Here is a 26,983-nt window from a genome sequence, read left to right as displayed (position 1 = left end):
CTAACTAGCCGCTTTATGCTCTGCTTTCGCTTCCTTTTTTCCTCTTCTGCCAAAGCGAATTGATCGAAGTGTTCCAACCAGCCCCGAAGGAAAAAACATGACTACTAAAATATAGATAATCCCAAAAAATATGATCCAACGCTCAAAAATCCAATGTACTTTTGCAAGTTCCGTAAGCCAGTGATGAGCAAATTCGATAATACCTGCGCCAACAATTGCACCAACCAATGTTCCAACACCGCCAATAATCGTCATTAACAAGGCATCTAATGTAATATCCATTGTAAACACACTCGTATTTACAAAACGCAATGAGATGGCATAGAGAATTCCAGCGATACCTGCCATCATTCCCGAAACAACACTCGCAATAATTTTATAATGAATAATGCTGAAGCCTAGCGATTCTGTTCGTTGCTCATTTTCGCGAATGGCTTGAAGTACTCTCCCAAGTGGTGAGTTTGTAAAACGAGTAAGCAAGACAAACACGACAATCATCGTCCCTAAACAAATGAAATAGAAATCTGTTCGGTCTTTTAGAAATTCTGGGACTCTAAAGGTAAACCCATCATTTCCATATGTTATTGTTCTCCACTTTTCTGCTAGCACTAAGAATAATCCTGCAAATGCCATTGTTAACATGGCATAGAAATGACTTTTCAATCGCAATGTGAGTAATCCAACAAAACAGCTCAATACAGCTGTTAACAATAAAGTTAGTAATATGGCTAGAATGAAGTTGGTTGCCGTCGCATCAAGCTGTTTCATAAAAACCCCAACAGTATAAGCTCCAATTCCAAAAAACATTGCATGACCAAACGATACAATTCCTGTGTAACCTAACAAAATATCATAACTCATCGCGAAGATGGCAAATATAAATATCTGTGTAAAAAGAATAAGCATGGTACGCGAATCATAGATAAATGGCAATAAGATTAAAAACCCTGCAACTAAAAGATATATGGAGGTTCGTCTATTATTCCTTACCACATTCATCTGTTCTCACCCCTTTAGTCCAAATAAGCCCTGTGGTCTAAAAATTAAAACCACTGCCATTAGAAGCATGTTAACAGCGAGAGCTAGATTTGGTACGTAATATGCCATAAATGAACCCGATAACCCTACTAGAATAGCGGCAAGTAATGACCCTGGGAAGCTACCCATTCCTCCAATGACAACGACAATAAATGCTAAGATGGCAAACTCCATGCCCATTTCTGCATAAATAACGCCAGAGTATGGCCCAAGTAATACTCCGCCTAGAGCAGCCATTGCAGCACCCACCATAAACACAAGCATGAATACTTTTTGAATATTAATGCCAAGTGATTGGACCATTTCTTTATTCATTACTCCTGCTCTAACAATTAAACCAACTTTCGTATTTCTTAAAACATATTGAACGACCAAAAATACAAGGAAGCCTACTAGAATGATAAAAGCACGATATTTTATAATGATGACTCCCCCAAGCTCCCAGCTTCCCTTTAAGTAATCTGGTGGAACAGCTGAAATTTGATCTGGTCCCCAAACGACCTTTAATAACTCGGACAGGACAAGCATTAAGCCAAGAGTAATTAAGATTTGCTGCACATGATTGCCATATACCGGCTTAATAATCCATTTTTCAGTTACAATCCCAAGGATCGCACCCGTTAATAACGCACCAATTATTCCAACAGTAAAGCTACCAGTTGTCATATAAATCCAAGTACCACTATAAGCTCCCCATGCAAACAAACCACCATGAGCAAAATTAAGAACATCCATTAGACCAAATATTAATGTTAATCCTGCTGCAAGCAAGAAGATTAACATTCCTGTTGCCAGCCCATTAACGGTCAGGTTAATCAGTAACTCCAAGCCAACTTCCTCCTTCCCTTAAGCAATCCCTAAATATTTCCTTCTCATTTCTTTATCTTCTTTTAATTGTTTCATTTCTCCACTAGTGGCTGTTTTTCCATCATCAATAATATAGAAACGGTCCCCAATTGTACTTGCCATCATGAAATTCTGCTCAACTAACACAATCGTTGTAGTATCCTTCATTTGTATAATCGATTCCATCACTTTTTCAACAACTATCGGAGCAAGCCCTTTGCTCGGTTCATCAATAAGTAATAGTTCATTATTATTCATATAAGCTCTGGCAATGGAAAGCATTTGCTTTTGCCCACCACTTAATAGTCCTCCCTGCTTCCTCCAAAACTTTTTCAAATCTGGAAACAGCTCTAAAATATAGGATAGCTTTTCTCTCGTATCGTCTGTTTCTTTTGTAATAGCAACTTTTATATTTTCTTCCACTGTAAGTTCAGCGAATATGCCTTGGTCTTCAGGAACATAACCAATACCCTTTTGGGCAATGGAATAAGTCGGACAGCTTTGAATGTCTTCCCCTTTAAATGTAACGCTTCCTTTAAAAGCAGGGTTTAACCCCATAATCGTTCGTAAGGTTGTCGTTTTTCCAGCTCCATTTCTCCCAAGTAGAACTGTTACCTCTCCTTTTTTAGCTTCAAAGGAAACTCCTTGTAAAATATGAAACTGTCCAATATAAGTCTCAACATCATTAAGCTTCAATAGGGCGTTCGTCATATAAACCTCCTAAATAAGCAGATTGAACGGTTTCGTTTTTCATAATCTCCTCTGGTGTTCCATCCGCCAACAGTCGACCATTAAATAAAACCATTACTGAATCAGACAAATCTAAGATCATATCCATTTTGTGTTCAATGAGAATGATCGTCCGATCACCTTGCTCTTTAATCTTGCGGATCACTTCCAAAATAGCAGGTACTTCCTCTAGGGACATTCCCGCTGTCGGTTCATCAAGTAAAAGCACCTCGGTGTTCAAAGCTAATAGCATGGCAATTTCTAGTTTTCGCTTTTCACCATGGGCTAAATTTTTCGCTAAGGTATCCCACTTTTTATCCAAAAATACAAGCTTTAACCATTCCATTGCTTTATCCTCAAATCCCTTGAGGCTCTTAAAATGGGCAAGCATTTGAAATCTTACACCTGCCTGTGATTGGACAGCTAATCGAACATTCTCAAGTACTGTTAAATTGGGGAAAACATTGGTGATTTGAAATGATCGTCCAATCCCCCGCCTAGTTCTTTCAGTTGTACTCGCCTTCGTTATGTCCGTTCCTTTGAAATAGATGCTTCCCTTTGTCGGAGCTAACTGGCCGCTTAGTAGGTTGAAAAACGTCGTTTTACCAGCACCATTGGGACCGATAATGGATTTGAATTGGTTTTTTTTGACAGAAATTGATACAGCATCAACTGCCCTGTGTCCGCCAAAAGAAACCGTTAAATCTTTCGTTTCTATAATAGAACTCATTCTCTTCACCACCTACACTCTAATAGAATGAACTTCGGTTAATCATCACCGAAGTTCACTTTAAAATTATGAAACCTTTAATTTCGCACTGGAGGTGCTGTTTCTTCAGGAGATAGCTCTCTTACTAGAACTGGTACTGGGTAAGATAAACCTTCCTTCTTCTCAAGTTTAATGGCATATAAGGTTTGGAGTGCTTGATGGTCTTCTGGGCGGAAAGTCATTTTCCCTTTCGGTGATTCAAAGCTCATCCCTTCCATCGCTTCAATTAATGTATCTGCATTAGTATCCCCAGCTGTCTTCTTTATCGCTTCTACAATTGCAATAGCCGCACTCATTCCCCCTGGTGTGAATAGGTCTGGTACATCGCCATCAAAACGCTTTTTGTGCTCTTCTACTAACCAGTCATTCACATCATTACTTGGTAGATCATGATAATAAACGGTAAACCCTTCCATTCCAACCAGTGGCTCCATTGTCGCTAATGCAGCAATATCAGGTGCTCCTGTAGAGATTTTGATTCCTTTCTCTTGAACCTTCATATCGGCAATTTGATTCCAAGGGGAATTCGCTCCTGCCCAAATAACAAATAAATAATCTGGTTCTGAATCGATTACTTTTTGAATATTGGATGTAAAGTCTGTTGCAGCTGGATCCGCGTATTCTTCATGAACAATTTCAGCGCCAAGCTTGATTGCCGCTTCTTTAAACGCCGCTACCCCATCACGACCAAATGAATAGTCAGGTGCAAACGTTGCGATTTTCACTCCTTTATCAGCTATGGCAGCTGCTCCTGCAACTGCATCTTGCGAAGAGTTTCTTGCTGTCCGGAAAATGTATTTATTAAACTCTGACCCTGTAATACTATCAGCTACAGCAGGCTCAACGACCATTACTTTTTCGTATTCTTCTGCTAGGGGAAGGACAGCCAGTGTATCACCAGAACTTGAAGAACCTACAAGGAAATCAACTTGGTCTTCCTCTAATAATTTGGTCGCCTTTTGGACAGCAACCTCTGGCTTTGTTTCTGTATCTTCAACGATAAATTCAATTTTACGTCCTTCAACTTCCATGGTGCCATTCGTGGCATAATCAAGACCGAGTTCAAAGCCTCTAAGCGTCTGCTCACCGTATGCCTCCAGCCCACCTGTTTGTGAAGCCAATACTCCGATTTTTATTGGTTCACTATTCTTTTCTCCCGTACTTTCTCCATCGCTACTGTCTGTTTTCTCAGAACTACATGCACTAGAGATGACCATAACTATCGAAAGTAACCAAATAAACCCCAAACGGCGAATAATCTTGCTCATTCCATTTCCCCCTTATTTGTTTTTTGCCAAAGGCTGTTCTCCAACTTTATTGTTTTCAAGTTTTTCTTAACGACTTCTTTTGATCCATTACCAAAGGTGCTTAAAAGCAACTATATTAAGAGAATAGCCTTTCTAAAAGCTCACAAGCTTTGAATACATCATAAGAAAAGCTAGTTACAAACGAGTTACAGGGTTAAAAAGTACTATTCCGCACCAAAATGAACCGATGAGAGAATAAGATGGCCACTTAAGCTTGTCCCCTATATTAGATATATATAAGAAACAGGTATAGAGTTATACCTCCATACCTGTTTTAGAGAGCCAATAAAAGACCTCGAGAACGATTCCTTTGGATTTTAATTTTGGAGTAAAAATCACCACACTGTTTTGACAATCATATTTCTAAAAATAAAAAAGACTGAAGGCAACTTCAAAAAAGTCGTCTTCAGTCTTATTCTAAAAGCATTCTTTGGCATTTAATATTGCATAAACTTCTCAGATTCTACGATCATGTCATACATATGTTGGGTTGGTTCAAGTGGAGGAACACCTAATTCGTTTTCAAGTGTTTCACAGCATTTTTCATACCATCTTAAGGCGTAAGGACGATTGTTTTTCCGATAATAGCAATACATTAATAGTCGATAAGCCTCCTCCCAGGTTCGGTCCTTCTTTAAGATTCTTTCACACCAAGCAATTGCTTGGTCATATTCTTCACTTCGAACCGAAAGCTGCGCTAGCTTTTCCGCTCCTCTTAAAAACAAAACTAGGAGTTTTTCTCGCTCATTGATGCACCAGTCATTGTAGCGCCTCTCGATCAAATAATCTCCTTTGTATAGGTTCAGACCTTTCTCTAGGTAAGGAATGGATTTTTCCTTATCTTTTTCTTCCAAGCCTGTTTGAATGTAATTTTCAAATAGAACCGAATCAATCTCTATTGCAGCTTTCGTATTCAAACCGTAAGATGTACCTTCCCTCACAATAAAAAATGGGTGTGCTCTTGCCTTACGGTTCGGTTCTAATACGTTGTTTAAGGCATTTAATGCGACTTTAAAATCTCTAGCAGCACTTTTTTCCGCTTGGTCCGGCCACAGTTGAGAAAAAATTTCATCTTTTGTTAAGAGCAATTGACGATTAGAAACGAATAGCTGAAGAAGTTCTTTTGCTTTTTCTCTTTGCCATCCACGTTCTTCCACCTCTTGATCACCTAACCAGGCTTTAAATTTCCCAAGTACTTGGATTCTTAATGTATAGCCTGGATGTGAATCAAGGTTTCCTACACTCATTTCTTGTAGAATTTTTGTTACATAGTGAGCCGCTATTTCTTGTTTTTGTGCTTCAAGCAATAAAGGGATTACCATTTGTAAGTCTTGTGGTCCAAAAGTCGTTCTTTTTTTAAAGAAGAATTCATATTCTCCTACTTGAACCCGTTTAATAAACGCGTCTATAGATTTAGTAAAACCCGCCAAATCCCCTTGTTTATAGGAAATATATGCCACCCAGAAATAGACAAGCATTTTCCCGTACTCATCCCCACACTGCTCAAATTTTAAAAGGGTCTTCTTAAGCTCATTGATAGCATTTAAAAAATGATTTTGATATACAAAAGCTAAACTCATTGCTAATGAGATTAAGGAGGATAACCAGAGGTCTTTTACTCTATCAGTCTCAAGCAATGCCTGTCTTCCAATTTCAATTGCTCTTTCATAATCTCCAGTTCTTCCATACAAGATGCAAAGTCCCATCAGCGGCTCAGCTTTCCCTCGATCCACATGTAGACGGTCCATCATCTCAAGTGACGTTTCATAGCATTTTATCGCCATTGATGATTCATATTGGTCTATTAATTGTACGGCATGCCCCATCCGAATCCAGCCACACGCTTCAACAAATGGAGATTGAATTCTCATCCCATATTGAATTCCTTCCTGAGCCAGGTACTTCGCTTCTTTCCCATTACCGGTAAATGCTTCTAAAAGAGAGAGTAGTAGATCTGTTTCACGATGTGATTGAGGTAAGGGCTGATGATCATTTACATAACCAGTTGCATTTTTTGAGCCTCTTAAAGCAGCTTTGGCCTGTATCAATCTTCCCGTTCGTAGCAATAACCTAGCTTCAAGATTTCCATCCTCTAAAGGAACACGATGCTGTTTCGCTCTAGCAATCCATCGCTCCGCTTTTAATGCTTGACCTGAATTTATGAAATTTTCCGCCAATAATTTATATAGCTTTGCTATTTCTTCTTCTGAGCTGATTTGATTTTGCTCATTCAATTCAATAGCTTGATATAATAAACGCTCTGCCTGATATGGCTGAATTGTATCTAGGTAGATTTTCGCTTTACCCACTAATGCCCTTCTTTTAGAATCTAAATCGCTACTGTTTTCACCTAATAGAAGTGCGTGGTCATAACAATCCTCCGCTTGTTTGTATTGAGACCGAAAACGATAAACTTCCCCTTCTAAAAACCAAAGCTGGGTAAATGTGTTTTTATATGTGGAAGGAATTGTATCCAACCGATCCTTTAATCCCTCTAGCTTCCCGTTATCAAGCATTTCATCTCCATACTTACTAAGCAAGGAAGCCATCCCTTCATAATAACGAATTTTCTCATAGTGACCGATTGCTTCTTCCCATAGACCTGTTCTTTCGAAATAGCGTGCACTTCTTTCGTGTAACCGCTGAAAATTTTGCGGCTGATGAATTTGAAGCTGTTTTTCTAAAAATTCCTTAAATAGAGCATGGTACTTATATTGCTGTTCTCCTATTTGTTGGATAAATAGATTTTTATCCAACAATTGCTCTATCATGATTTTAGAACCCTTAATCCCCAGTATTTCATCACAATTTTCTTCACTTATTTCTTCAAATATGGAGGTTTGTTCAAGGAATTGCTGGATAAAAGGAGGTTGATTAGCAAATACTTCCAACGCCAAGTATTGAAATAAGTCTTCTAAAGAGTTCGATGGCTTGAACCATTCACTACTTGAAAAGCGTACAGCGTCTGTTGCCTGTTGGGCAATCATTCCTAGTGCAATTACCCACCCTTCAGTTAAGTGGTATATTTCTTCTACTTTATCTGGAGGAAGCGTGATCTGATAAGACTCATTTAACAGTAATTCAATTTCATCCTTTTTGAGCATAAAATCACTTTTCGTGAGCTCCAACAAATCACGACTCACCTTCATTTTTGTCAAACATTTCCACGACGGTCTGCTTCTACTTGAAATTACGAGATGTAAATTCGTTGGAATATGTTCAAGTAACAATTCTACCAATCGGTTGACCGTAAACGATTGTTCCACTTGATGAAAATCATCAATGATTAATATCATCTCATTTGGGAGGGAATGAATTTCATTTACGAAGAGGGAACAAAGTGAGTTTAGTTCTTCATCCCTTATATAGCGGTCCATTTGATTCATATAATGAATTAGTTCAACTCCAAAGCTTGGAACTTTAGTTCGGATTGAATAAACCAAGTAGGTTAAAAAAGGAAACACGTCATCATCAGATGAGGAGATAGAGTACCAACAACAATCACATTTTGAATCGGTAACATATAAAGCAAGCGCCGTACTCTTTCCGTATCCAGCACCTGAATGGATGAGCGTTAGAGGATATCGAGAAATCGCTTTCATTTTTTTTGCTAACCTAACACGTCTTATCCAATCATCCTTCACACGAGGAACAATTAATTTCGTATGGAGGATGTGCATTTTCGAATTCATTGAATACCCCCTTTCTTTTTTGAATTTTTAAATTATTTTACCATATTCCATATAAAAAAGAACTCGAATCTACTCGAGTTCTTTAAAATGTGACATCCATATCATTCAGGGGCCAATATCGTAAATTCACTTTTCCTACGACTTTGTCAACAGAGATAAAACCAAAGTGGCGACTATCCCAGCTTCGAAGACGATTATCACCAAGTACGAATATCTTTCCTTCAGGAACTACTTCTTCACCTGTTAATTCAATTAAAGTGAAATCACCTGTTAACCGATTCCCTAGGTGATGATTGCGATATTTCTCTAGATATTTCTCTTCCATTTTCTGACCATTAATATACAATTCATCATCACGGTATTCGATTTGATCCCCAGGTAGGCCGATGATTCTTTTTACATAATCATCTTCTTCATTGGCATGGAATACAATGACATCAAAACGATTTAATTTCCCAATTTGATAGCCAATTTTATTTACTACAAGCATATTTCCGTCTTGTAGTGTAGGTTTCATTGATTCCCCATCGACTTCATAATTTGAGAAAAAAAACGTGCGAATGAAGACAAAGATAATTAACCCAATTCCTAACGCTTTTAACCATTCGATTCCTTCATTTTTCACCGTTTCCTTCAAACTTGACGCCCTCCTAGAGTCACGATCTTAATAACCACCTTGCTTTTCCTTTGATACATGATTATTCATTCTACCTTCAATCCGCTTTCCTACTAGCCATAAAATAAGGATAACAACCGCAACTATTGCTGTTCGAACCGGTTGAGTAATCAACGATTTAATATCATACCCAACAAAACTTATCGTAAAGATCATCACCATCTTTCCAGTTAAGACAGCCAGCATATATTGAGCAATACTGATCTTAGATAAGCCTGCGACAATGTTCACAACTGCTGAAGGTGTGAACGGGAAACAAAGTAATAGAAACAGTGGGCCAAATCCATGATCCTCTACCCAAGACATAAGCTTCTCGACCTTCTTATGCCGTTTTAAAAAGTTTAGAATCCTTTTTTGTCCATATTTTCGGACGAGAGAAAATACAAGGAGCGCTCCTAAACAAGCACCAATCCAAGAAAATAAAAATCCAAACCAAAGTCCAAATGCATTGGCATTTGCCATTACAAAAAGGAACAAAGGTAGAAATGGCAGAAAAGCCTCTACCATCGGAAGTAAAATGCCTGGAATCGGTCCGAACGAGCGATAGTGCTCAATTAACTCCATGATATTTTCCATTGTAAACCATTCTTTTAATGTCTCTAAGTCCATTGAAAGTCTCCTTATTGAAAGCACGTGAGCTGTTTCATGCGACCCTGCCGGTGTACTCTACTTATATGATTAAGCTATCCTACATTATCGATCCAGCATTCATTCTGCTTCATAGCTTATTTTTCCTTTAACATGGTCCATTTCATACTCTTCTGTAGAAATCTATTTTGCGAGAAAGTCGTGTATTGCCTGTTTGTTTTGTTCGAGATCAATGGCAAGAACAAGTCCCACTCCACCACCTATCCTCTCATCCCAATAAGCACCATCTACTGGAATTCTTAAAGTATCAATATCACGATTTCCGCCAGTGATGAAGTCCTTCCCAATGAATAACATATCGGTTGTTTGAAGATTTGTATTTATAAATGGCTGAACTACCCCAACAAGCTTCGGTAATTTCGGTAATGTTTGAATACTGCTAAGATCACTTGCTAGCTTCTTCATAACCTGCTGCTGCCTTTGTACGCGGCCAAAGTCTCCAACTGCATCCATTCGAAATCGAACATACCCTAATAGATGTTCTCCATCTAAGCGTTGCATACCTGGTTGAAGAGTGACTCCAATGTTTGCCGACATTTCCTTTTCTACATCAATTTCAACTCCATCTGGAAATGCCTCATCAATCAATTGAACAAATCCTTTAAAATCTACAACAGAATAATACTGAATATCCACATCGAAATTATCTTTAATGGTTTGTCTAAGTAAATCGGGACCTCCTAAAGCAAAGGCAACATTGATTTTATCCATTCCATGCCCTGGAATATCTACATACGTATCTCGCATGATCGATATCATCTTATATGTTCCTTTTTCCGGGTGATATTGAGCAATCATAATCGTATCAGAGCGAGATTTATCTTTTCCACGAGCATCACTCCCAATTAGTAATACATTTGTTCCACCATATTGATCTGGCTTCCCTTTAAACTCATACTCTACCTGCTCAACTTCTGTTTCTTTTAAGGATTGAGATACTCCCTGTTTATATTGTAGATATGAATAAACAAATAACCCAGCCACTAGTAAAAGACAAACAAACAGAGTTATTTTCCATGTTTTTCTTTTTTTATTCTTCTTTTTATATTTTTCAGATCTCATTCAAACCCATCCATTCTCATTCTCAATATTATTTGCATTCGTGACGAAGCAAAAATCACAACACATATAATATATGACTATTGCTCCTTCTAAAAAGTTTCTCTATTTTTTCTAGTATTTTTTACTATAAATTAAGAGTAGCAGAAAATCGATATATTTACTATTTTCTAGAAAATACAACTTCATTCCTTTTGATAGGATAAAAAAACTCGCAAAGATTTTTTTCTTTGCGAGCGAAGATTTTGTTTACTTTAAATAGGATTCGAACCAATTTTCTATATATTTTAATCGATCAATTCGGAAGTTTGGTTTTCCACTCCTCGATAGCTCGTGGTTCGACTCAGGGAATCGAACGAATTTCGTTTGCTTCTTCTGGTGCTTTAAGGCAATATATAATTGCTCCGCTTGTTCTACTGGACAGCGGTAATCCTTCTCACTGTGCAGTATTAATAAAGGGGTATTCATATCCTTAACATAAGCTAATGGAGAGTGCTTCCATAGCTTTTCGATATTTGTAAGGTCTGCTTGGATTTGCCAATCTGTAAAATAATAACCAATATCACTTACACCATAGAAACTAATCCAATTCGAGATAGAGCGTTGCGTAACTGCTGCTTTAAAACGATCTGTATGCCCAATGATCCAGTTCGTCATAAATCCTCCATAGCTTCCACCAGTTACACCTAATCGATTCTCATCAATGAAAGGATACTCTTGCAGCACAAAGTCTACTGCTTCCATCAAATCGTCATAATCCTTCCCGCCATAATCTCCTCGGACTGCATCTACAAAGTGCTGACCATAGCCATGACTTCCTCTTGGATTCGTAAATACGACCGCATAGCCTCTTGCTGCTAATAGCTGAAACTCATGGAAATAAGTATTTGCATACATCATATGGGGACCACCATGAATCTCAAGAATCATGGGATATTTTTCTCCTTCTTTGTACATTGTAGGTTTCATCATCCACCCATGAACATCAAGTCCATCACTTGCTTTAAAGGTGAACGGCTGTACTTCTGCAAGGGGAACTTCTTCTAAGAAATCGTTGTTACAATTTGTCAACTGTGTTACTTCGCCCGTTGTAACCTCCAATAAAAATAAGTCTCCTGGAAGATTTGGCTTACTTATAGCTACAACCGCTCGGTCATTACGACCTCCAGTTGTTAAACCATACACATGCTGTTGATCTAATAATGCTGGATAAATTTCGCCTGCAACCGTACCGTAGTAGACAACGGTATTGCCATGATCGGTAGCTAAGAAATAGAAGCTTTCATAATCATCATCAGACCACAACAAACCAGGAGCTATTGTCCCTTGCTGAAAATCACCAATAGCAAAGTCACCTGCATTTACTTCCCAATTTGGAGTCAAGCAAGTTAATGTATGTTCTTCTGTGTGATAAACCCATAGTTTGGTTAGCGTTGCATTTTCATATTCTCGTTCGTGCCCTAGCATTCCTACATATTTTCCATTTGGGGACCAAGTCACATTTCCAAAGTAGCCTGTATGATTTGTCACCTCAATTAGCTCCTTTGACTCGATATGCATAAGGTAAACGCTATTTGAAAAAGACAAATCCTGATCGTCATTTAAATCTGCCGTTAATGCAACTTGCATTCCATTTGGTGACCAGCACTGCAGATAGTAATCCGCTTTTCCCTCTGTTAGCTGCAGTATTTCACCTGTTTCTACATCTACAATTCCAATATGATGATAACTTCCGTCCCAAAAGCCCTGAGCATCGGACTTATATTTCATTTGATCAACTTCTAACGGGGCAATCATCTTTTCTTTTCGTTCCGTTTGTTCCAGCACTGACTCGTTTTCCTTTAATGATGTTTGAAAAGCAATCTTTTTACCATCTGGGGACCAAAGTGGATTCGATGCTCCATTTAAGCAAAAAGTGATTTGTCTTGCTTCTCCACCGCTTTTATTCATTATATAAATTTGATTCTTTTCATTTCGATTCGACACAAATGCAAGTCTCTTTCCATCATTTGACCAACGTGGAGTGATATTTTTGTGCTTCCCATAAGTCCACTGCACTGGCTCACTCTTCTCATCTACTTGTATGTAAAAAAGGTTAGAATAATATTCATTCAACTCTTTGTCGATTGAAGTTTCCACATACACTAATTCTTTCCCATTCGTTGCAAGCTGTGGGTCTGCCACAGATTTCATTTCAAATAAATCCTCCGCATTTAACGTTCTCAATTTCATCCTCACCTTTCCAAACGGCTACTAACGTTACAATTCTTTAGATAGCAGCATGCCATAATATACATCTTTATGATTAATTATTTCGACATCAGAAATAATTAACCTGCTAGACGTACTAAAAAATTCGTTACTTGGAAAAGTTAAGCAAAATAATAGCAACATTGCAATTTCCTTTTTAATTGTGTATTCTTTTATAGAACATATGTTCTATTTTATTCTTACAAAAGGAGTATTACTGAAATGACCCGTATTCCTGAGCGTGACCGTAACATTATGGAGCAAGCCATCTACTTACCTATGGCTCTAACCATCTTAAACCGCGATTTGACCGTTATTCACAATAGCCCCTTTAAGCTAAAGCAACCATATCTCGAGTTAATTGAGCTGACAATGACAGCTATTCAAAAGGACTTGAAAGAAGTAAAAGCTTATATGAGCAAGCACCAGCTCCGCGTCGAACAGCTAAAACGAGATGAAGCATTTACGATGTTCCTTTTCTTATACAAAGGATATGAAGAGCATCACAATTATTTTAACCCTCGCATACGCAACAAAGTCCAAGAACTAATGGAGCATTATTTATTTAAACGATTCTCTTCCAAGCTTTAATTTGGGTTTTTGTATACATTGCTCTGCTCAGAAGCCCTCATCGTAGGTTTTTTAACAAGATAAAAGGATCTGCGGTTCGTTTGCTCAATACGTTGCATTAATTTAGTCCGTAAAAGAGCTGTTCTAAGCAATTGATTTTCAAAAGAATGATTAGAGATAGGAAGGATATACGTTTGTTTATTTCGGAAAGTAACGATTGTTTGATTTGCTTCATGACGATGATGATTTAACACATGTTCATGTGAAACCCAAATGCATTGAGAATTACTTGGTGAGGTAGTTGGGAAGAAATAGATGAAGTTTGTCGGATCAATGGTGATTGGTACTTTATGTGTGATGCCAATCAACTGTCTTGTACCTTCTTTCCTGCCTTCATAGCTGGCCCCAAAATAATGACAGCTATTCTTGATAATTTCGATTGGACGAAATGGCGATATAAATTCATCCTCAAGCTCAAGAATTAAAGAGTATGTTTCTCCTCCGTATGTAGTTGGAACGACAATCATCGTTGAAGAGTTAATTTCATATTCCTCCACGATTGGGCGGTGCTTATCCATTTAATATCAACTCCTTTATTTTCCATAATCGTAACACCACACCTCCATAATTTGTATATTTTTAGAAAAAATTACTAATTTGTACACAATTCCACAACATAACAAATAAGTTTTCAGAAATTTTTAAAAATTCAGTTGAATATTTTCCGAAAATTCCATATAATATTAAAAAGGCATCCGAGGTGATTTTCATGAAAGAGAAATCATACACAGACTTAATGAAAGCAAGTGCTCACAAACAGAAGAATAATAAAGAGTCTTATGTAGTCAACTTGTATATTGAGATGTTGTTAACCGAGGTCCTATTAAAAGCGGAAAAAGAAAAAGTGATGGAGCAAATTGATCGTGCAATTGACGAAAGAGATCAACTGACATTTTTAAAGCTATCTGAGCAGTATAAAGAGTTAACGAAAAGGTTTGGAACATAGTATACTGGGACATAAATATTTTCGTCAATGATATACCTGAACTATAAGGAGTGATCTCCTTTTACTAGTTCGGGTATTTTCGTTTGTTCGGAATACAAATTTTTTATAAAAAGTGGAATGGAGTGGAAGGCACTTGACTACTAAGGGATATAGAGGAAAGGCTGAGACACCAAAGCGCAGCGAGGAGGATCAGCCTCCTCCCCGCAGAAAGCGAGTGTCTGCAGCCCAGGTGGAACGAACTTGTTTTACAACAACTATTTTAATAAAGTCATTGTTCGTCTTTGAGAAGGAGTCATGTAGTTATGTCCCAGCCTCACATTATTTTTTATTCATTCCGTTTTTGAATTTCATATTCTTCTACCATAGAAATCCGTTCAAGCATCGTCGGGTGCCCATATCGGAAAATTTTAACAAGCAATGGTGGATTCACCTGACTGAGTCCAGCCCTTGTTAACTCTTGGAATGTATCGATGGCAGCCTTTAAATCATTTGTCATGTGAATAGCATAGTGGTCTGCTCGTTTTTCTTCATACCTTGAGACTAAATTAGACAACGGACTCGAAATAAAGAGCAGCATTGAAATAATAATGAAGAACAATGGCAACGATCGTATATCCTCAACGGCAGGAATTTTAAAAGCAGCTCCCCATCGATTAATGATATAGTGCATTAATCGATACGTGATGTAAAGGCCTACTAACGAGAGCAGTAAATAACCTGCAATACCGAAATAGATATGCTTTTCCACATAATGGGCCATTTCGTGTGCCATTATGAATAGAATTTGATCGTCAGTCAAGCGATTCAAGGTTGTATCCCATAAGACGATTCGAGAATTAGATCCAACTCCTGTTACATATGCATTGAGAGCGTTTGTTTTCTCTGCCATATTAACTTCAAACACATGCTTTGCAGGAATATTTGCCTCGCTTGCTAATTCTAAGATTTTTGTCTCCAATTGTTTATCCTTCAACGGATAAAAATCGTTGTATAAAGGATCAATTACGACAGGTTGAATAAACATCATAAATAATGTAAAGGGAACGGATAGTAGCCATGCATATAACCACCATCGTTTACTACTCTTTTTCATTAACCAATAAAGGACAGATACAATCAAAAACATCGTACCGTAATTCACCCAAAAATCAATTAGCTCATCCTTCATCCAAGAAGTAAAAGTTTGAGTTGAGATATTGTAGCTTTTAGAAATCGAAAAACTAATATAACTTAAGGGAAATGTTGCTACAAAAGCAAAGAATGAAAGCCAAACGAGATATATAGCTGTTTGAATGATTTTAAATTTTGAAGACTGTTCTGCCCACCGTTTAAATGCCTTAGATAAACCAAATAACAAAATAAACAAATAAAATATCCACTCAAATGGAGTTGATAAGAAAAACAACATATTCCTTACCTTCGAATATTCTTCACTTAACTCTAGTTCACGAGCATTTAGAAATGTGGCTGGGTCTGCTTTCGATCCCTCATATTCAAACGGTAAACTTGTATTTGCAAAGTAAAATAAGTACCAATAAATAAACAGTCCATAAATAATAAAGGCGAGCGCACCGTAGAAGCCGATCTTCCTTGCCATTAAATCCCCCCTATTTTCTCTCTACTAGTTGGTACAACCTCTTACTATGTATTTTAGTAAAAAAAGATTGGTTTAGAACTTTGAATCCAAATTTCAACGATAACTTCTGTATTATTTGCTTTGCTTGAGGCAATTATTAGGAATGGTAATTAAAGAAGGAGTTATTGAGCCAATTGGGAAGGTATGATTTGGGGTACTTATTGCTCTTTCAGATGAAGATTGGACAGGGTGCGCTTCTAGATTCAGAGCAATCGATTTTTCTCCTTAACCATACTCTTCTTTCGTGCTAAGCAAGCCCTAATTTCCATTTTCTGAACAAAAGCTCAGGGTGCCTTGGTCAGGCTAAGGCAAGCATAAGACAGTTTAGAATAGACGGCGTTCTTTTCCCTTCTATTCTAAATTGGCTTAAGACAACAAGGGGCTAGGCGCTGGACCTGAATGCCGAAGCACTTATCAACAATTGATAAATTTTCTTCCTTTCGAAATTAAAAAAAGAGAGAATAGACTGATAGAAAGGCAATCGATCCTAGTACGACGATAATAACATTTGCGCCCATAAAGGCAAGTAAGAAAGCAACAGCCGCACCAAATAGCCCAAACCAAATATCCTCTTGAATAAATAGGATTCCTGGGAAAATTAACGCACCTAATGTGGCATAAGGAACATTTTTCAAGACTCCTTGCAAAAATTCAGGAAGTTCCTTTCCTTTAAACAAGACAAACGGGAGCATTCTTGGGATATATGTTACAATTCCCATCCCAATAATCATCCAAATGATCTCACTGTTCATTAGAAATCACTCCCCTTTTCTTCTTTCTTAATGTTTCAACAACCTCTACAAGTACAGCTGATAAAAGTGTAGCAACAACAATCGCCCAGCCGGTAGACATGAGTTGGAGCATAGAAAAAATGGTATGGAAAGCTGCAGCTATTAAGGCAAGTAATAGAACCTTTGTACTTTTTTTCAAAGAAGGGACTAACAAGCCGACAAACATTGCATACAAGGCAACTGACATACTTTCTTGTAACGTTTTCGGAAGATTGGCTCCGATTAAATGGCCAATTCCAGAGTTAATTACCCAGCTAGAATAGGAGATCGAAATAACTCCAAGCATATAGCCAGTTGTAACTACTCCATCCTTCATAGAGGCAACAGAAAATGTTTCATCTGTTATACCAAAGGAATAAATTAACTGGTTAACAACTGGTTCATCTTCACTCTTTTCATTCAAAGCAGTCCCCATAAGAAAGTGGCGTATGTTTACAATAAACGTGGTAAGAATAATTTCAAAAATCCCTGTTCCAAGAGTTAATAGACTTAGAGAAATATATTGAGACGCTCCTGCAAATACAAATAGACTCATGAGTACCGTCTCAGTCAGTGTCAATCCCGTCGTCTTAGCTAATAAGCCAAAGGTTAATGCAACAGGGAAATAACCGATCCCGATACTAATTCCAGATTGGAATCCTCTCTTAAAATCAGAATGATGCTTACCCATTACCGCTTCTGCCATTGTTGTCCCCTCCTTAATTCTTCAGTTATGTATTATAATAAATCTTATAGAGCAATTACTTATACGCTATATTATACATACGTGCGTTATAATAAACAATATCTTTCGGAGGGAAAAATGGAAAATATTCAAAAAAATATTGGGGTCAATTTAAAAGCCACAAGAAAAAATCGAGGAATAAGTCTTGAACAGACGGCTGAATTAACTGGGGTTTCAAAAGCAATGCTCGGCCAAATTGAACGTGGAGAATCCAATCCTACAGTTACGACTCTTTGGAAGATTGCTAGGGGGCTGCAAATCTCCTTTTCAACGTTGATGAATGAAGAGCCCTCGGAGGTTCACTATGTTGAGCTCCATTCGGTCAATCCCATTATGGAAAATAACGGAGATTATCGTGTCTATTCCGTATTCCCTTTTGATCCTCGAAAGAAGTTTGAAATTTTCACAGTTGAAATGGAGATGGGTTGTCAGCATACATCCGATAAGCATAATGAAGGCGTTGAAGAATATATTACAGTGATGAGTGGGACGTTAGAATTGATTATTGGTGAAAAAGCCTACGTCATTTCAACAGGTAATTCCATTCATTTCCTAGCTAATCAAGCACATACGTACAAAAACATTAGCCAGGAATTAACGAGATATCAAGCAGTAATGTACTATCGCTAAATTTGAAAAACGAGCAGAACAAAAGATTAGTGCGCCATGGTAAGGTTGGGGCCAGTTAGAAAGTTTATAATCGAAGGCGCTCTTTGCCTTCGATTCTATTTAACAACAATCGATAAATTTTATACTTTCCTAAGCTTTGACCAAAGAGGCTGGGACATAACTAAATGACTCCTTCTCAAAGGACGAAAGTGATTTTTTTAAAAATTAATTTTCCGAACAAACAAAAATACCCGAACTAGTAAGAGGGGATAACCCCTAATAGTTCGGATATACCATTGACTGAAATACGTATGTCCCAGCCTCCTTCTAAATTAACACCGCTCGATCGTTATTCATCTTCTCCCCACGAATTCGTTGGAACTCCTCTAATAATTGCTCAATGGTAAGCTCGGACTTCTCTTTTTCATCTGCTTTAAAAATAATTTGTCCTTTATCCATCATAATTAATTTATTTCCCAGCTCCAATGCCTGCTGCATATTATGTGTTACCATTAAAGTCGTTAGCTGATATGTTTCAACAATTTCTTTCGTAAGCTGAGTAATAAGCTCAGCTCGAGCAGGGTCTAAAGCCGCTGTATGCTCATCAAGTAATAATATTTTTGGTTCTGTAAAGGTTGCCATTAAAAGGGACAATGCCTGCCTCTCTCCACCGGATAGAAGACCTACCTTCGCTTGAAGCCGATTTTCTAGACCTAAGTGCAGAGTCTCAAGTTTTTCCTTGAAGAATATCCGTCGTTTTTTGGATAAGCCAATGTTTAATCCTCTAGCACCTATACGTTTAAAAGCAATGGCTAAATTTTCTTCGATTGTCATGGTAGGAGCTGTACCTGCCATTGGGTCCTGAAATACCCTTCCAATCAAATGAGCTCTCTTGTGCTCTTTCATGGTAGATACATTTTTCCCATCAATCTCTATATCACCAACATCAGGGAGTAACTTTCCTGAAATCATATTCATTAATGTTGATTTCCCCGCTCCATTGCTACCAATGACAGTAACAAAATCACCAGGCTGAAGAGTTAAGTTCACCTGGTTTAATGCTACCTTTTCGTCAGGTGTCCCTTCGTTAAATACCTTATAGATCTGGTTTAATTGCAGCAAGACTCTCCCCCCTTTTTTCAACTTTTGACTTCCCAATAGATGTAAGACGCTTTTTTCGTCTTTGTGCTTCACGCTGCTGATCAACAAGCCTCGGAATAACAAGAGCACTTACTACGATAAGGGCAGTAATGAGCTTCATATCTCCCGTTTCAAGAAAATCTACTCGAAGTGCCAGCGTCACAATAATTCGATATAAAATGGCTCCACCTATAACAGCAAGAGTTGCTCGCACGATCGTTTTTGCGCCAAAAATCGCTTCTCCAATAATAACAGAGGCGAGCCCAATAATAATCATACCTATTCCCATCCCAATATCACTGAAACCATTATACTGGGCAACCAACGCTCCAGAGAAAGCTACCAGTGCATTTGAAATACCAAGACCAAGAATTTTTAAGAAGTCTGTATCAGCTGAAAAGCTTTGAATCATCGTCTCATTATCTCCAGTTGCTCTTATGGCTAAGCCGATATCCGTCTTTAGAAATGCGTCAATTATGAACTTGATAATTAACGTTAGAACAAGCATCATACATACTACTGCCCACGTTTTCGGTACAAAGCCACCAAGACCTATCGCAGACAGAATATCTTGTATCCAATCATCTAAGCCAAAGCTTTTCCATATGTTTGTAATTGATGTCATGACAGTTTCTTCCTGCAATAGTGGTACATTCGACTTTCCCATAATTCGAAGGTTAATAGAATACAAAGCTATCATCATTAATATCCCAGATAACAATGGGTTTATCTTACCTTTCGTGTGTAAAAGTCCTGTCATACATCCGGCAAGAAACCCAGCAACAACCGCTAAAGTCGTCGCCAATAAAGGATTCATCCCATCCACTATTAATATGGCCGCTACTGCTGCTCCAGTGACAAAGCTACCATCAACAGTTAAGTCTGGAAAATCAAGAATCCTGAAGGACAGGTATACTCCTAGTGCCATCAATGCGTATATTACACCGGCTTCTATCGAGCCGAAAATTGCTATGGACATGTTAAACACCCTTCCTTTTCATTAGGCTTTAGTTGGGAGAGTAAGAGTTGCTCCAGATGTCCGTTGTGAACGGTACGCAGGTAGATTGCAACTTATAGAGATATAGCTTCTAAAGTGTCCAGCCTCTCCCGTTAAAGAATTACAGCTTCTCTCATCTACTTCGTTTCCAAGCTAACAAAGCCCAAAATAAAATAAACAGAAGGACTTCCCAAAGATGAGAAATCCTCTATTAAACATGGCTATTCTGTATACTCAGCCATACTTTCCCATTCTTCTTGCAATTCAATTCCCATATCTTTAGCAGCTTTCGGATTAATTAACAGCTTCAGGTTTTGTGGATATTGAACAGGTAATTCTGAGGGCTTCTTTTCCCCTTGTAAGATTTTCGCAGCCATTTCACCTGCCTCATATCCAATATCCTGATAATCGAAACCAAAGGCTGCAAACCCTCCTCGTTTTACCGAATCCAACTCCCCAACGAATAACGGTAGCTGTTGATCTGTTGCTACTTGAATGACTGACTCTAATGCGGATACAACTGTATTATCTGTAATGATATAGAACATATCAGCTTTGCCGATCAAGGATTCTGCCGCTTGCTTTACTTCTGAAGAGTTAGCAACAGTAGCTTCTACTAAAGATAAATTTGTATCTTTTAAAGCCTGCTTCACAATTTCAATCTGTGCAACTGAGTTTTGCTCTCCAGCATTGTAGATGACCCCTACCTTTTCACCCGAAAAATGTTCACTCATAAACTTCACAGTATTCGGAATAGCGTCTGGATGTGTATCAGTTGTACCAGTGATATTCGCACCTGGCTCTTCCATGGACTTAACTAACTCAGCTCCGACTGGATCAGTTACAGATGTAAAAACGATCGGAATGTCATTTGTGGCATTTAAAGCACCGTATGCACTAGGAGTTGAGTTTGCAAAAATAAGATCGACACCATCGCCAACAAAATTAGTAGCGATCGTTTGGTTATTATTCTGATCTCCACCTGCTATTTGAACATCATATTCTACCTCTAATCCTGCATCCTTGAGCGCTTGTTTAAACCCTTCGAATGCTGAATCTAGAGATGGATGTTCTACAATTTGGGTAACTCCTACTTGATATGCCTTACTAGACGCACCTCCATCACTGCTGCTAGCATCTTTTGTCCCACAGCCAGCTAACAATGCTGAACTTATTAAACCGATTGCAGTAACCGATAATAGTTTCTTTAACATTTTTGATATCCCCCTTATACCTTGTGCTTTTTTACTTAAACGCTTTTATGCTTTTATGCTTTTATTCACTAAATTATACACAGATATATCTAAGAATATCAACCTATTTTTTAAACTTTCCAATAACAAATCTTATAGACTAATATTCTTTTAATACTCAAAACAAAAGCTTAGTGCATATTAGTCAGACGAGGACAAGTAAGACCATTTAGAATAGAAGGTATTATTTGTAATCCATACTGAATTGGATTATGACTTTGGAGGGGGCTAAGCGATGGGTGTCAAAGATTTTTAACAATCGATAAATTTTACATTTTTATACAGGGATGCTTTCTTAAGCAACAAAAAAGCTCCTGCAGTCATTACCTCTGCAGGAGCTTTTTTATTTCCCCTTAAATACTGGCTTCCTTTTTTCACCGAATGCTGTCAATGCCTCCATTCGATCCTCAGTAGGAATCGTAATCTCATAAGCTTTCCTTTCAATATGTAAACCTGTTTGTAGATCCGCATTCATGCCTTGCTTTACTGCGAACTTGGCTTGTTGAAGGGCAATTGGCCCGTTTGCTAGCATTTGGTCCGCTAATTGAATGGCCTCCTCTATTAATGACTCTCTAGCAACAACCCGGTTTACCATTCCATATCGTAACGCTTCTTCTGACGTTAAACGTTTCGCTGTCAAAATGAGTTCGAGTGCCTTTGCTTGACCAATTAGTCGAGGAAGACGCTGTGTACCACCTGCACCAGGAATGATTGCAAGACTTGTTTCCGTTAGCCCCATTAACGTACCTTCAACTGCCAATCGAAAATCACAAGCCAATGCTAGCTCCATTCCTCCTCCGAATGCAAATCCATTTAATGCTGCGATTGTTGGTTGTGGTAGCTCATCAATCGCTGTAAACACCTCCCCTATTTTATAGATATTCCGCTTAACCTCTTCATCTGATAGAATTTTTCTCTCCTTCAAATCGGCTCCTACACTAAATGCTTTCTCACCTGCTCCTGTAAAAATAACGACTCGAACCTGTGAGCTCGTCCGAATTTTCTCAACGACCTGCTGCAGCTCTAATAACGCATCATAGTTAAGGGCATTTAAAGCTGCTGAACGGTTAATCGTGACATATCCAATATAATTCTCAATATTAAATAATATGGAACTCATTGACTCCATCTCCCTTCCTCTTTTTTCAATTCGTGAACTTTTTTGGAAACCCTTTCACCATTTGTAAATTTTTACGTGAATTCATTTATAGTTGAGTGAATACATTAAAGCCCCGCATCTGCTAAACTAACTTAACACAGTTACGGGGCACTTCGCTTTACGATTGTAGCACTTGGGTTTTTAGTGCTTTTCTTAAAATTTTTCCAGTTGTGTTTTTCGGAAGCTCATCTAGAAATTCAATGGAGCTAGGTATTTTATATTTTGCCAAATGCTCTTTGCAATATGCGAGTAGTTCCTCTTCTGTTAATGCTGGATTTTTACGGACAACAAAACTACGAACCGCTTCTCCAAGATTTGGATCTGGCACCCCTAGGACAGCTACCTCCATCACATCTGGATGATTGTAGAGCACTTCTTCCACCTCTCTTGGATACACATTGTATCCACCTACAAGGATGAGGTCTTTTTTACGATCCACAATATAGAAATAACCATCTTCATCCATTTTGGCAAGATCTCCTGTGTAAAGCCAGCCGTCACGTATAGTGGCTGCCGTTTCTTCCGGCATTTTATAATAGCCCTTCATTACATTTGGACCGCTAACAATTAATTCTCCCACTTGACCAACTGGGACTTCTTCCCCTAATTCGTTAACAACCTTATTTTCTACATTCACAATTGAAGTACCAATTGATCCTGGTTTCCGCGGACGATCTAGCGGATTAAAGCACGTGACAGGAGAAGCCTCAGACAATCCGTAACCTTCTGAAACTACTACATTGAATTTCTTTTCAAAATTCTTTAATAATGCTACAGGCATGGAGGCACCACCAGAAATACATAACCTTAAAGATTGTAAATCTTCTGGATTTCCCTCTGGGTATTGCAATAAGAAATTATACATAGTCGGTACCCCAGCAAATACGGACGGCTTATACTTCTTAGCCATTCTAAAAATTTCCTTCGGACTAAACTTAGGGTCGATGATAAGTGTCGCCCCATTCATTAGTGGCGCATTTAACGCAACGGTAAAACAAAACACATGAAACATTGGAAGAGTTGTGATGACGCGATCATCTTCATTCATTTTTAGATAATCACTTACATCCTTTGCATTTCTATAGAGGTTCTTATGTGTCAGCATAGCACCCTTAGGCTTTCCAGTTGTACCAGATGTATACAGAATAATCGCTACTTCATCTTCATCAATTTCTGGACCCGTATAGGATAGATCTCCTGATGCAATAAGTTGTGTAAACGATTTCATTTTTGGGAATAACGAAAGCTTCGTCACATCAATATTCGCTGCTTGTCCTTTAGGAGTCTCACAGATAATATAATTCTCTACTCTTGGTAGTGCGTGATGTAGCTTTTCTACTAATGGAACTAATAAGTCCAACGTAATAACCACTTTTACATCTCCGTTATTGACAATATAACCAATTTCATCCGCCGTATAAATCGGATTAATAGGAATGACTTTTGCCCCTAGCCGAAGTGCACCGTATAGAGCAATAACAAAATGCGGTGAGTTTCCTAATAATACGGCTATATGCTCCCCTTTTTTTACCCCTAACTTTTCTAACCCATCAGCAAATTTATTAACCGCACCATCTAATTCTGCATATGTACTTTGCTGATCCATAAAATAATAGGCTGGTTTCGCAGGTAACCTCTTTGCTGTCTCATGAAGCTGTGTTGATAAATTCATTTTTCTCCCTCCCTACAATTAATGAATGAGTAATCATTCACATTTTATTAAATTTTCTAAATATATTATATTGAAAGAATTTGGCAGTTTCAAGGGAAAGGTTCGAATATATATGAATTTTCATAATTTAATAGAAAATATATAAATATATGTAGATATATGAGTCCGAATGCTTACACATTTATTTCTAGACATGTAAAAAACACGAGAGGAAACTACCACTCGTGTTTTCTTATTAATAGATTAGCTGAATAAAGTCTTCCTTTGTTATATTCCCAAAATAATGGTTCATATGAATGTCTGCTAAAGCTTCCTCAATTTGAGATTTCTCATAGCGTATTCCAGATAACTTTGCTTCAATCTCTGTTACATCTCCCACTCCAAAGAAGTCACCATATATTTTACAGTTTTCAATCATCCCTTTATTAACTTCTAAGCGCACATCAATTTGCCCAACTGGAAAGCGATGAGTATGCTGTAAGTTGAATTTGGGGGATTTTCCGTAATTCCATTCCCAATTCTGATAGCGTTCTTTGGAAAGCTCCTGAATCTTTACCCAATCTTCTTCCGTTAACACATACTCTGAAATCTTTTCTTCATCGCCAAAAATATTTTTTAATAATAGCAATCTAAATTCTTCAATCGTCATTTGTTCTGATAAAAACTCAGAGATGTTCGCCACACGACTACGAATCGATTTAATTCCTTTAGATTCAATCTTGTCCTTTCTCACCTTTAGTGCTGATACGACATGTTCTATTTCAGAATCAAATAATAAGGTTCCGTGGCTAAACATACGACCCTTTGTAGAAAATTGCGCATTCCCTGAAATTTTACGTTCCCCAACTTGAATATCATTACGTCCACTAAGTTCAGCAGTAACCCCAAGTTTGTGAAGCGCTTGTATAACCGGTTCAGTAAACTTTTTGAAATTATGAAAACTCTCTCCATCATCCTTCGTTATGAAGCTAAAATTTAAATTCCCTAAATCATGATAAACGGCACCTCCACCTGATAGCCTACGAACGACATGAAGATTATTAGCTTCTACATACTCTGTACTAATTTCTTCAATCGTATTTTGGTTTTTACCAATGATGATTGATGGCTCATTTATGTAGAAGAGCAAATATGTTTCATTAATATCTAAGTTTTTTAAGGCAAATTCTTCAATAGCTAAATTTATTCTTGGATCGGTTATTCCTTTATTATCAATAAATAACACGGTGGACACTCCTTTATAATGTAAATGTTAACCCATGAGTGGCTAAGTCAATGGGACCTGTAAATTTCTGCGCAGATTCTTTTTTTAGATTTTCAATATTTCCAAAGTGGGGGAGATGCGTTAGAACTAGCTTCTTAACGTTTGCCGACTGAGCGAGTATCCCTGCATCATAACTATTCATGTGACCTGCATTCCTGCCATCTTGATGACAGTAAAAATTACATTCACATAGTAACAAATCTGCATCTTTTGAGAAAGGAATAAAATCACTTTTAAACGCTGCATCCGCAGTGTAGACCAATACCTTTCCGTCTGCCTCTATTCTCATCGCGTAGCAAGTAACAGGGTGACTCGTCAATAAAAATTGTACTCGAAATGGACCAATCTTCAAAGTTTTTTGAGGAACATATGCTTTTCCCTCTGTAATTTTTTTATATGTAAGCTTACTAAATTCATAAGGATGATCTGAATGTGCATAGATAGGAAGAGGGTCAAGTGGAACTCCTAGAATTCCTTGAATAAATCGAGCATGCTGTAACACCCCAATGTCCGCTATATGATCTGGATGATAATGAGATAAAATAACAGCATGTAACTTTTCAGCTGTGAGGATCTCTTGCATCTTTGATAGCACTCCACTCCCACAATCAATTAACAAGTTAAACCCTTTGTGCTCTAATAGATATCCTGAGCTTGCTTCATTTGCTTTAGGATACCCGCCCCACTGACCAATTACCGTTAATTTCATGACAATCTCCTCCAATTAAATTCCTTCAATTTAAACTATAACATTTTGGCATATTTTTCATCTATTTACCCATTATGCCCAATTTCTCAAATGTTACAAAACACTCATTGACATCTCGCGTCTGTTATCATACAATTTACTTAACAAAACTGTTATATTACAGATTCATTCCTTTGATAACTGTATATAAACAAACTTGTCATATTAATAACACTGGAGGTAGTGTAAATGATTCATAACGTAGTGGAATTTTTTAAAAACTTGCCGCCAAAAAAATGTACAGATTGTGGAGAATCCATTGAAGAACAACACGAATGCTATGGTAATACATGCGATAAATGCTTAGGAGTCACTAGTTTATAAGTTATAAAGTTCGAAAACTAGAACGATATGGAACAGACATTAATCAACTATACGTGTATAAAAAAACTACAGTCAA

At 37.8% G+C, this 26,983-nt stretch carries 25 protein-coding genes; 4 read left to right on the top strand and 21 right to left on the bottom strand.

Annotated elements, in window-relative coordinates:
• The 10 genes from LS684_RS05675 to LS684_RS05630 all read right to left on the bottom strand — a co-directional run bounded on the left by LS684_RS05675 (position 1) and on the right by LS684_RS05630 (position 12,996).
• On the bottom strand, positions 1-999 hold the full coding sequence (locus tag LS684_RS05675; RefSeq protein ID WP_233810645.1) for a branched-chain amino acid ABC transporter permease: 999 nt from the start codon (positions 997-999) through the stop codon (positions 1-3).
• Between the two features lie 6 nt (positions 1,000-1,005).
• Positions 1,006-1,866 carry a branched-chain amino acid ABC transporter permease gene (locus tag LS684_RS05670; protein WP_233810644.1) on the bottom strand — a complete coding sequence of 287 codons (861 nt, stop codon included), beginning with the start codon at positions 1,864-1,866 and terminating at the stop codon, positions 1,006-1,008.
• Between the two features lie 18 nt (positions 1,867-1,884).
• Positions 1,885-2,595: an ABC transporter ATP-binding protein gene (locus tag LS684_RS05665; protein WP_233810643.1), complete on the bottom strand. Its 711-nt coding sequence runs from the start codon at positions 2,593-2,595 to the stop codon at positions 1,885-1,887.
• Positions 2,570-3,343: an ABC transporter ATP-binding protein gene (locus tag LS684_RS05660; RefSeq protein ID WP_233810642.1), complete on the bottom strand. Its 774-nt coding sequence runs from the start codon at positions 3,341-3,343 to the stop codon at positions 2,570-2,572. Before LS684_RS05660 ends, LS684_RS05665 begins: the two co-directional genes overlap by 26 nt.
• 77 nt (positions 3,344-3,420) lie before the next feature.
• Positions 3,421-4,650 (bottom strand): substrate-binding domain-containing protein, encoded by a 1,230-nt coding sequence (locus LS684_RS05655; RefSeq protein ID WP_233810641.1) that lies wholly within the window; start codon positions 4,648-4,650, stop codon positions 3,421-3,423.
• Positions 4,651-5,126: 476 nt separating this feature from the next.
• The gene (locus LS684_RS05650; protein WP_233810640.1) at positions 5,127-8,381 is read right to left on the bottom strand and encodes an AfsR/SARP family transcriptional regulator; all 3,255 of its coding nucleotides are present in this window, start codon (positions 8,379-8,381) and stop codon (positions 5,127-5,129) included.
• 82 nt (positions 8,382-8,463) lie between these two features.
• Positions 8,464-9,018 (bottom strand): signal peptidase I, encoded by a 555-nt coding sequence (gene lepB / locus LS684_RS05645; protein WP_233810639.1) that lies wholly within the window; start codon positions 9,016-9,018, stop codon positions 8,464-8,466.
• 27 nt (positions 9,019-9,045) lie between these two features.
• Entirely contained in the window at positions 9,046-9,666 is a 621-nt protein-coding gene (locus LS684_RS05640; RefSeq protein ID WP_233810638.1) for a TVP38/TMEM64 family protein, read from the bottom strand.
• 162 nt (positions 9,667-9,828) lie between these two features.
• On the bottom strand, positions 9,829-10,767 hold the full coding sequence (locus LS684_RS05635; protein WP_233810637.1) for an LCP family protein: 939 nt from the start codon (positions 10,765-10,767) through the stop codon (positions 9,829-9,831).
• Between the two features lie 246 nt (positions 10,768-11,013).
• The gene (locus tag LS684_RS05630; protein ID WP_233810636.1) at positions 11,014-12,996 is read right to left on the bottom strand and encodes a S9 family peptidase; all 1,983 of its coding nucleotides are present in this window, start codon (positions 12,994-12,996) and stop codon (positions 11,014-11,016) included.
• A 240-nt stretch (positions 12,997-13,236) separates the two neighbouring features.
• Here LS684_RS05630 and LS684_RS05625 point away from each other — a divergent pair, with 240 nt between their 5' ends.
• The gene (locus tag LS684_RS05625; RefSeq protein ID WP_233810635.1) at positions 13,237-13,605 is read left to right on the top strand and encodes a YhjD family protein; all 369 of its coding nucleotides are present in this window, start codon (positions 13,237-13,239) and stop codon (positions 13,603-13,605) included.
• Here the strand turns inward: LS684_RS05625 and LS684_RS05620 are convergent.
• On the bottom strand, positions 13,602-14,162 hold the full coding sequence (locus LS684_RS05620) for a competence protein ComK (protein ID WP_233810634.1): 561 nt from the start codon (positions 14,160-14,162) through the stop codon (positions 13,602-13,604). The two genes, LS684_RS05625 and LS684_RS05620, sit on opposite strands and share 4 nt — an antisense overlap.
• 191 nt (positions 14,163-14,353) lie before the next feature.
• On the opposite strand from LS684_RS05620, the gene LS684_RS05615 reads away from it, so the two are divergent.
• The gene (locus LS684_RS05615) at positions 14,354-14,590 is read left to right on the top strand and encodes an IDEAL domain-containing protein (protein WP_233810633.1); all 237 of its coding nucleotides are present in this window, start codon (positions 14,354-14,356) and stop codon (positions 14,588-14,590) included.
• A gap of 325 nt (positions 14,591-14,915) precedes the next feature.
• Here LS684_RS05615 and LS684_RS05610 read toward each other — a convergent pair whose 3' ends face one another.
• The 3 genes from LS684_RS05610 to LS684_RS05600 all read right to left on the bottom strand — a co-directional run bounded on the left by LS684_RS05610 (position 14,916) and on the right by LS684_RS05600 (position 17,702).
• A complete protein-coding gene (locus LS684_RS05610) occupies positions 14,916-16,187 on the bottom strand; it encodes a M48 family metallopeptidase (RefSeq protein WP_233810632.1) in 1,272 nt (423 codons plus the stop codon).
• Positions 16,188-16,672: 485 nt separating this feature from the next.
• A complete protein-coding gene (locus LS684_RS05605; protein ID WP_233810631.1) occupies positions 16,673-16,978 on the bottom strand; it encodes an AzlD domain-containing protein in 306 nt (101 codons plus the stop codon).
• Positions 16,968-17,702: an AzlC family ABC transporter permease gene (locus LS684_RS05600; RefSeq protein ID WP_233810630.1), complete on the bottom strand. Its 735-nt coding sequence runs from the start codon at positions 17,700-17,702 to the stop codon at positions 16,968-16,970. The genes LS684_RS05605 and LS684_RS05600 overlap by 11 nt, the downstream gene beginning before the upstream one ends.
• 117 nt (positions 17,703-17,819) lie before the next feature.
• Here LS684_RS05600 and LS684_RS05595 point away from each other — a divergent pair, with 117 nt between their 5' ends.
• A complete protein-coding gene (locus LS684_RS05595; protein WP_233810629.1) occupies positions 17,820-18,371 on the top strand; it encodes a helix-turn-helix domain-containing protein in 552 nt (183 codons plus the stop codon).
• A gap of 306 nt (positions 18,372-18,677) precedes the next feature.
• On the opposite strand, the gene LS684_RS05590 is transcribed toward LS684_RS05595, so the two are convergent.
• From LS684_RS05590 to LS684_RS05560, 7 genes are all read right to left on the bottom strand, one after another.
• A complete protein-coding gene (locus tag LS684_RS05590; protein ID WP_233810628.1) occupies positions 18,678-19,472 on the bottom strand; it encodes an ABC transporter ATP-binding protein in 795 nt (264 codons plus the stop codon).
• Positions 19,447-20,469, bottom strand: a complete 1,023-nt coding sequence (locus LS684_RS05585) for an ABC transporter permease (protein WP_233810627.1) — start codon at positions 20,467-20,469, stop codon at positions 19,447-19,449. Before LS684_RS05585 ends, LS684_RS05590 begins: the two co-directional genes overlap by 26 nt.
• 239 nt (positions 20,470-20,708) lie before the next feature.
• A complete protein-coding gene (locus LS684_RS05580; RefSeq protein WP_233810626.1) occupies positions 20,709-21,701 on the bottom strand; it encodes an ABC transporter substrate-binding protein in 993 nt (330 codons plus the stop codon).
• 382 nt (positions 21,702-22,083) lie between these two features.
• The gene (locus LS684_RS05575; protein WP_233810625.1) at positions 22,084-22,860 is read right to left on the bottom strand and encodes an enoyl-CoA hydratase-related protein; all 777 of its coding nucleotides are present in this window, start codon (positions 22,858-22,860) and stop codon (positions 22,084-22,086) included.
• A 157-nt stretch (positions 22,861-23,017) separates the two neighbouring features.
• A complete protein-coding gene (locus tag LS684_RS05570) occupies positions 23,018-24,571 on the bottom strand; it encodes a fatty acid--CoA ligase family protein (RefSeq protein WP_233810624.1) in 1,554 nt (517 codons plus the stop codon).
• 235 nt (positions 24,572-24,806) lie between these two features.
• Positions 24,807-25,796, bottom strand: coding sequence for a lipoate--protein ligase (lplA, locus tag LS684_RS05565; protein ID WP_233810623.1), 990 nt, complete (start codon positions 25,794-25,796; stop codon positions 24,807-24,809).
• Positions 25,797-25,809: 13 nt separating this feature from the next.
• On the bottom strand, positions 25,810-26,544 hold the full coding sequence (locus tag LS684_RS05560; RefSeq protein WP_233810622.1) for an MBL fold metallo-hydrolase: 735 nt from the start codon (positions 26,542-26,544) through the stop codon (positions 25,810-25,812).
• A 228-nt stretch (positions 26,545-26,772) separates the two neighbouring features.
• On the opposite strand from LS684_RS05560, the gene yhfH reads away from it, so the two are divergent.
• Positions 26,773-26,907 carry a protein YhfH gene (yhfH, locus tag LS684_RS05555; protein WP_233810621.1) on the top strand — a complete coding sequence of 45 codons (135 nt, stop codon included), beginning with the start codon at positions 26,773-26,775 and terminating at the stop codon, positions 26,905-26,907.
• Positions 26,908-26,983: the final 76 nt, after the last annotated feature.

It is taken from the genome of Cytobacillus spongiae (genome assembly GCF_021390075.1).
This window is presented reverse-complemented; position numbering and strand designations above follow the sequence as displayed.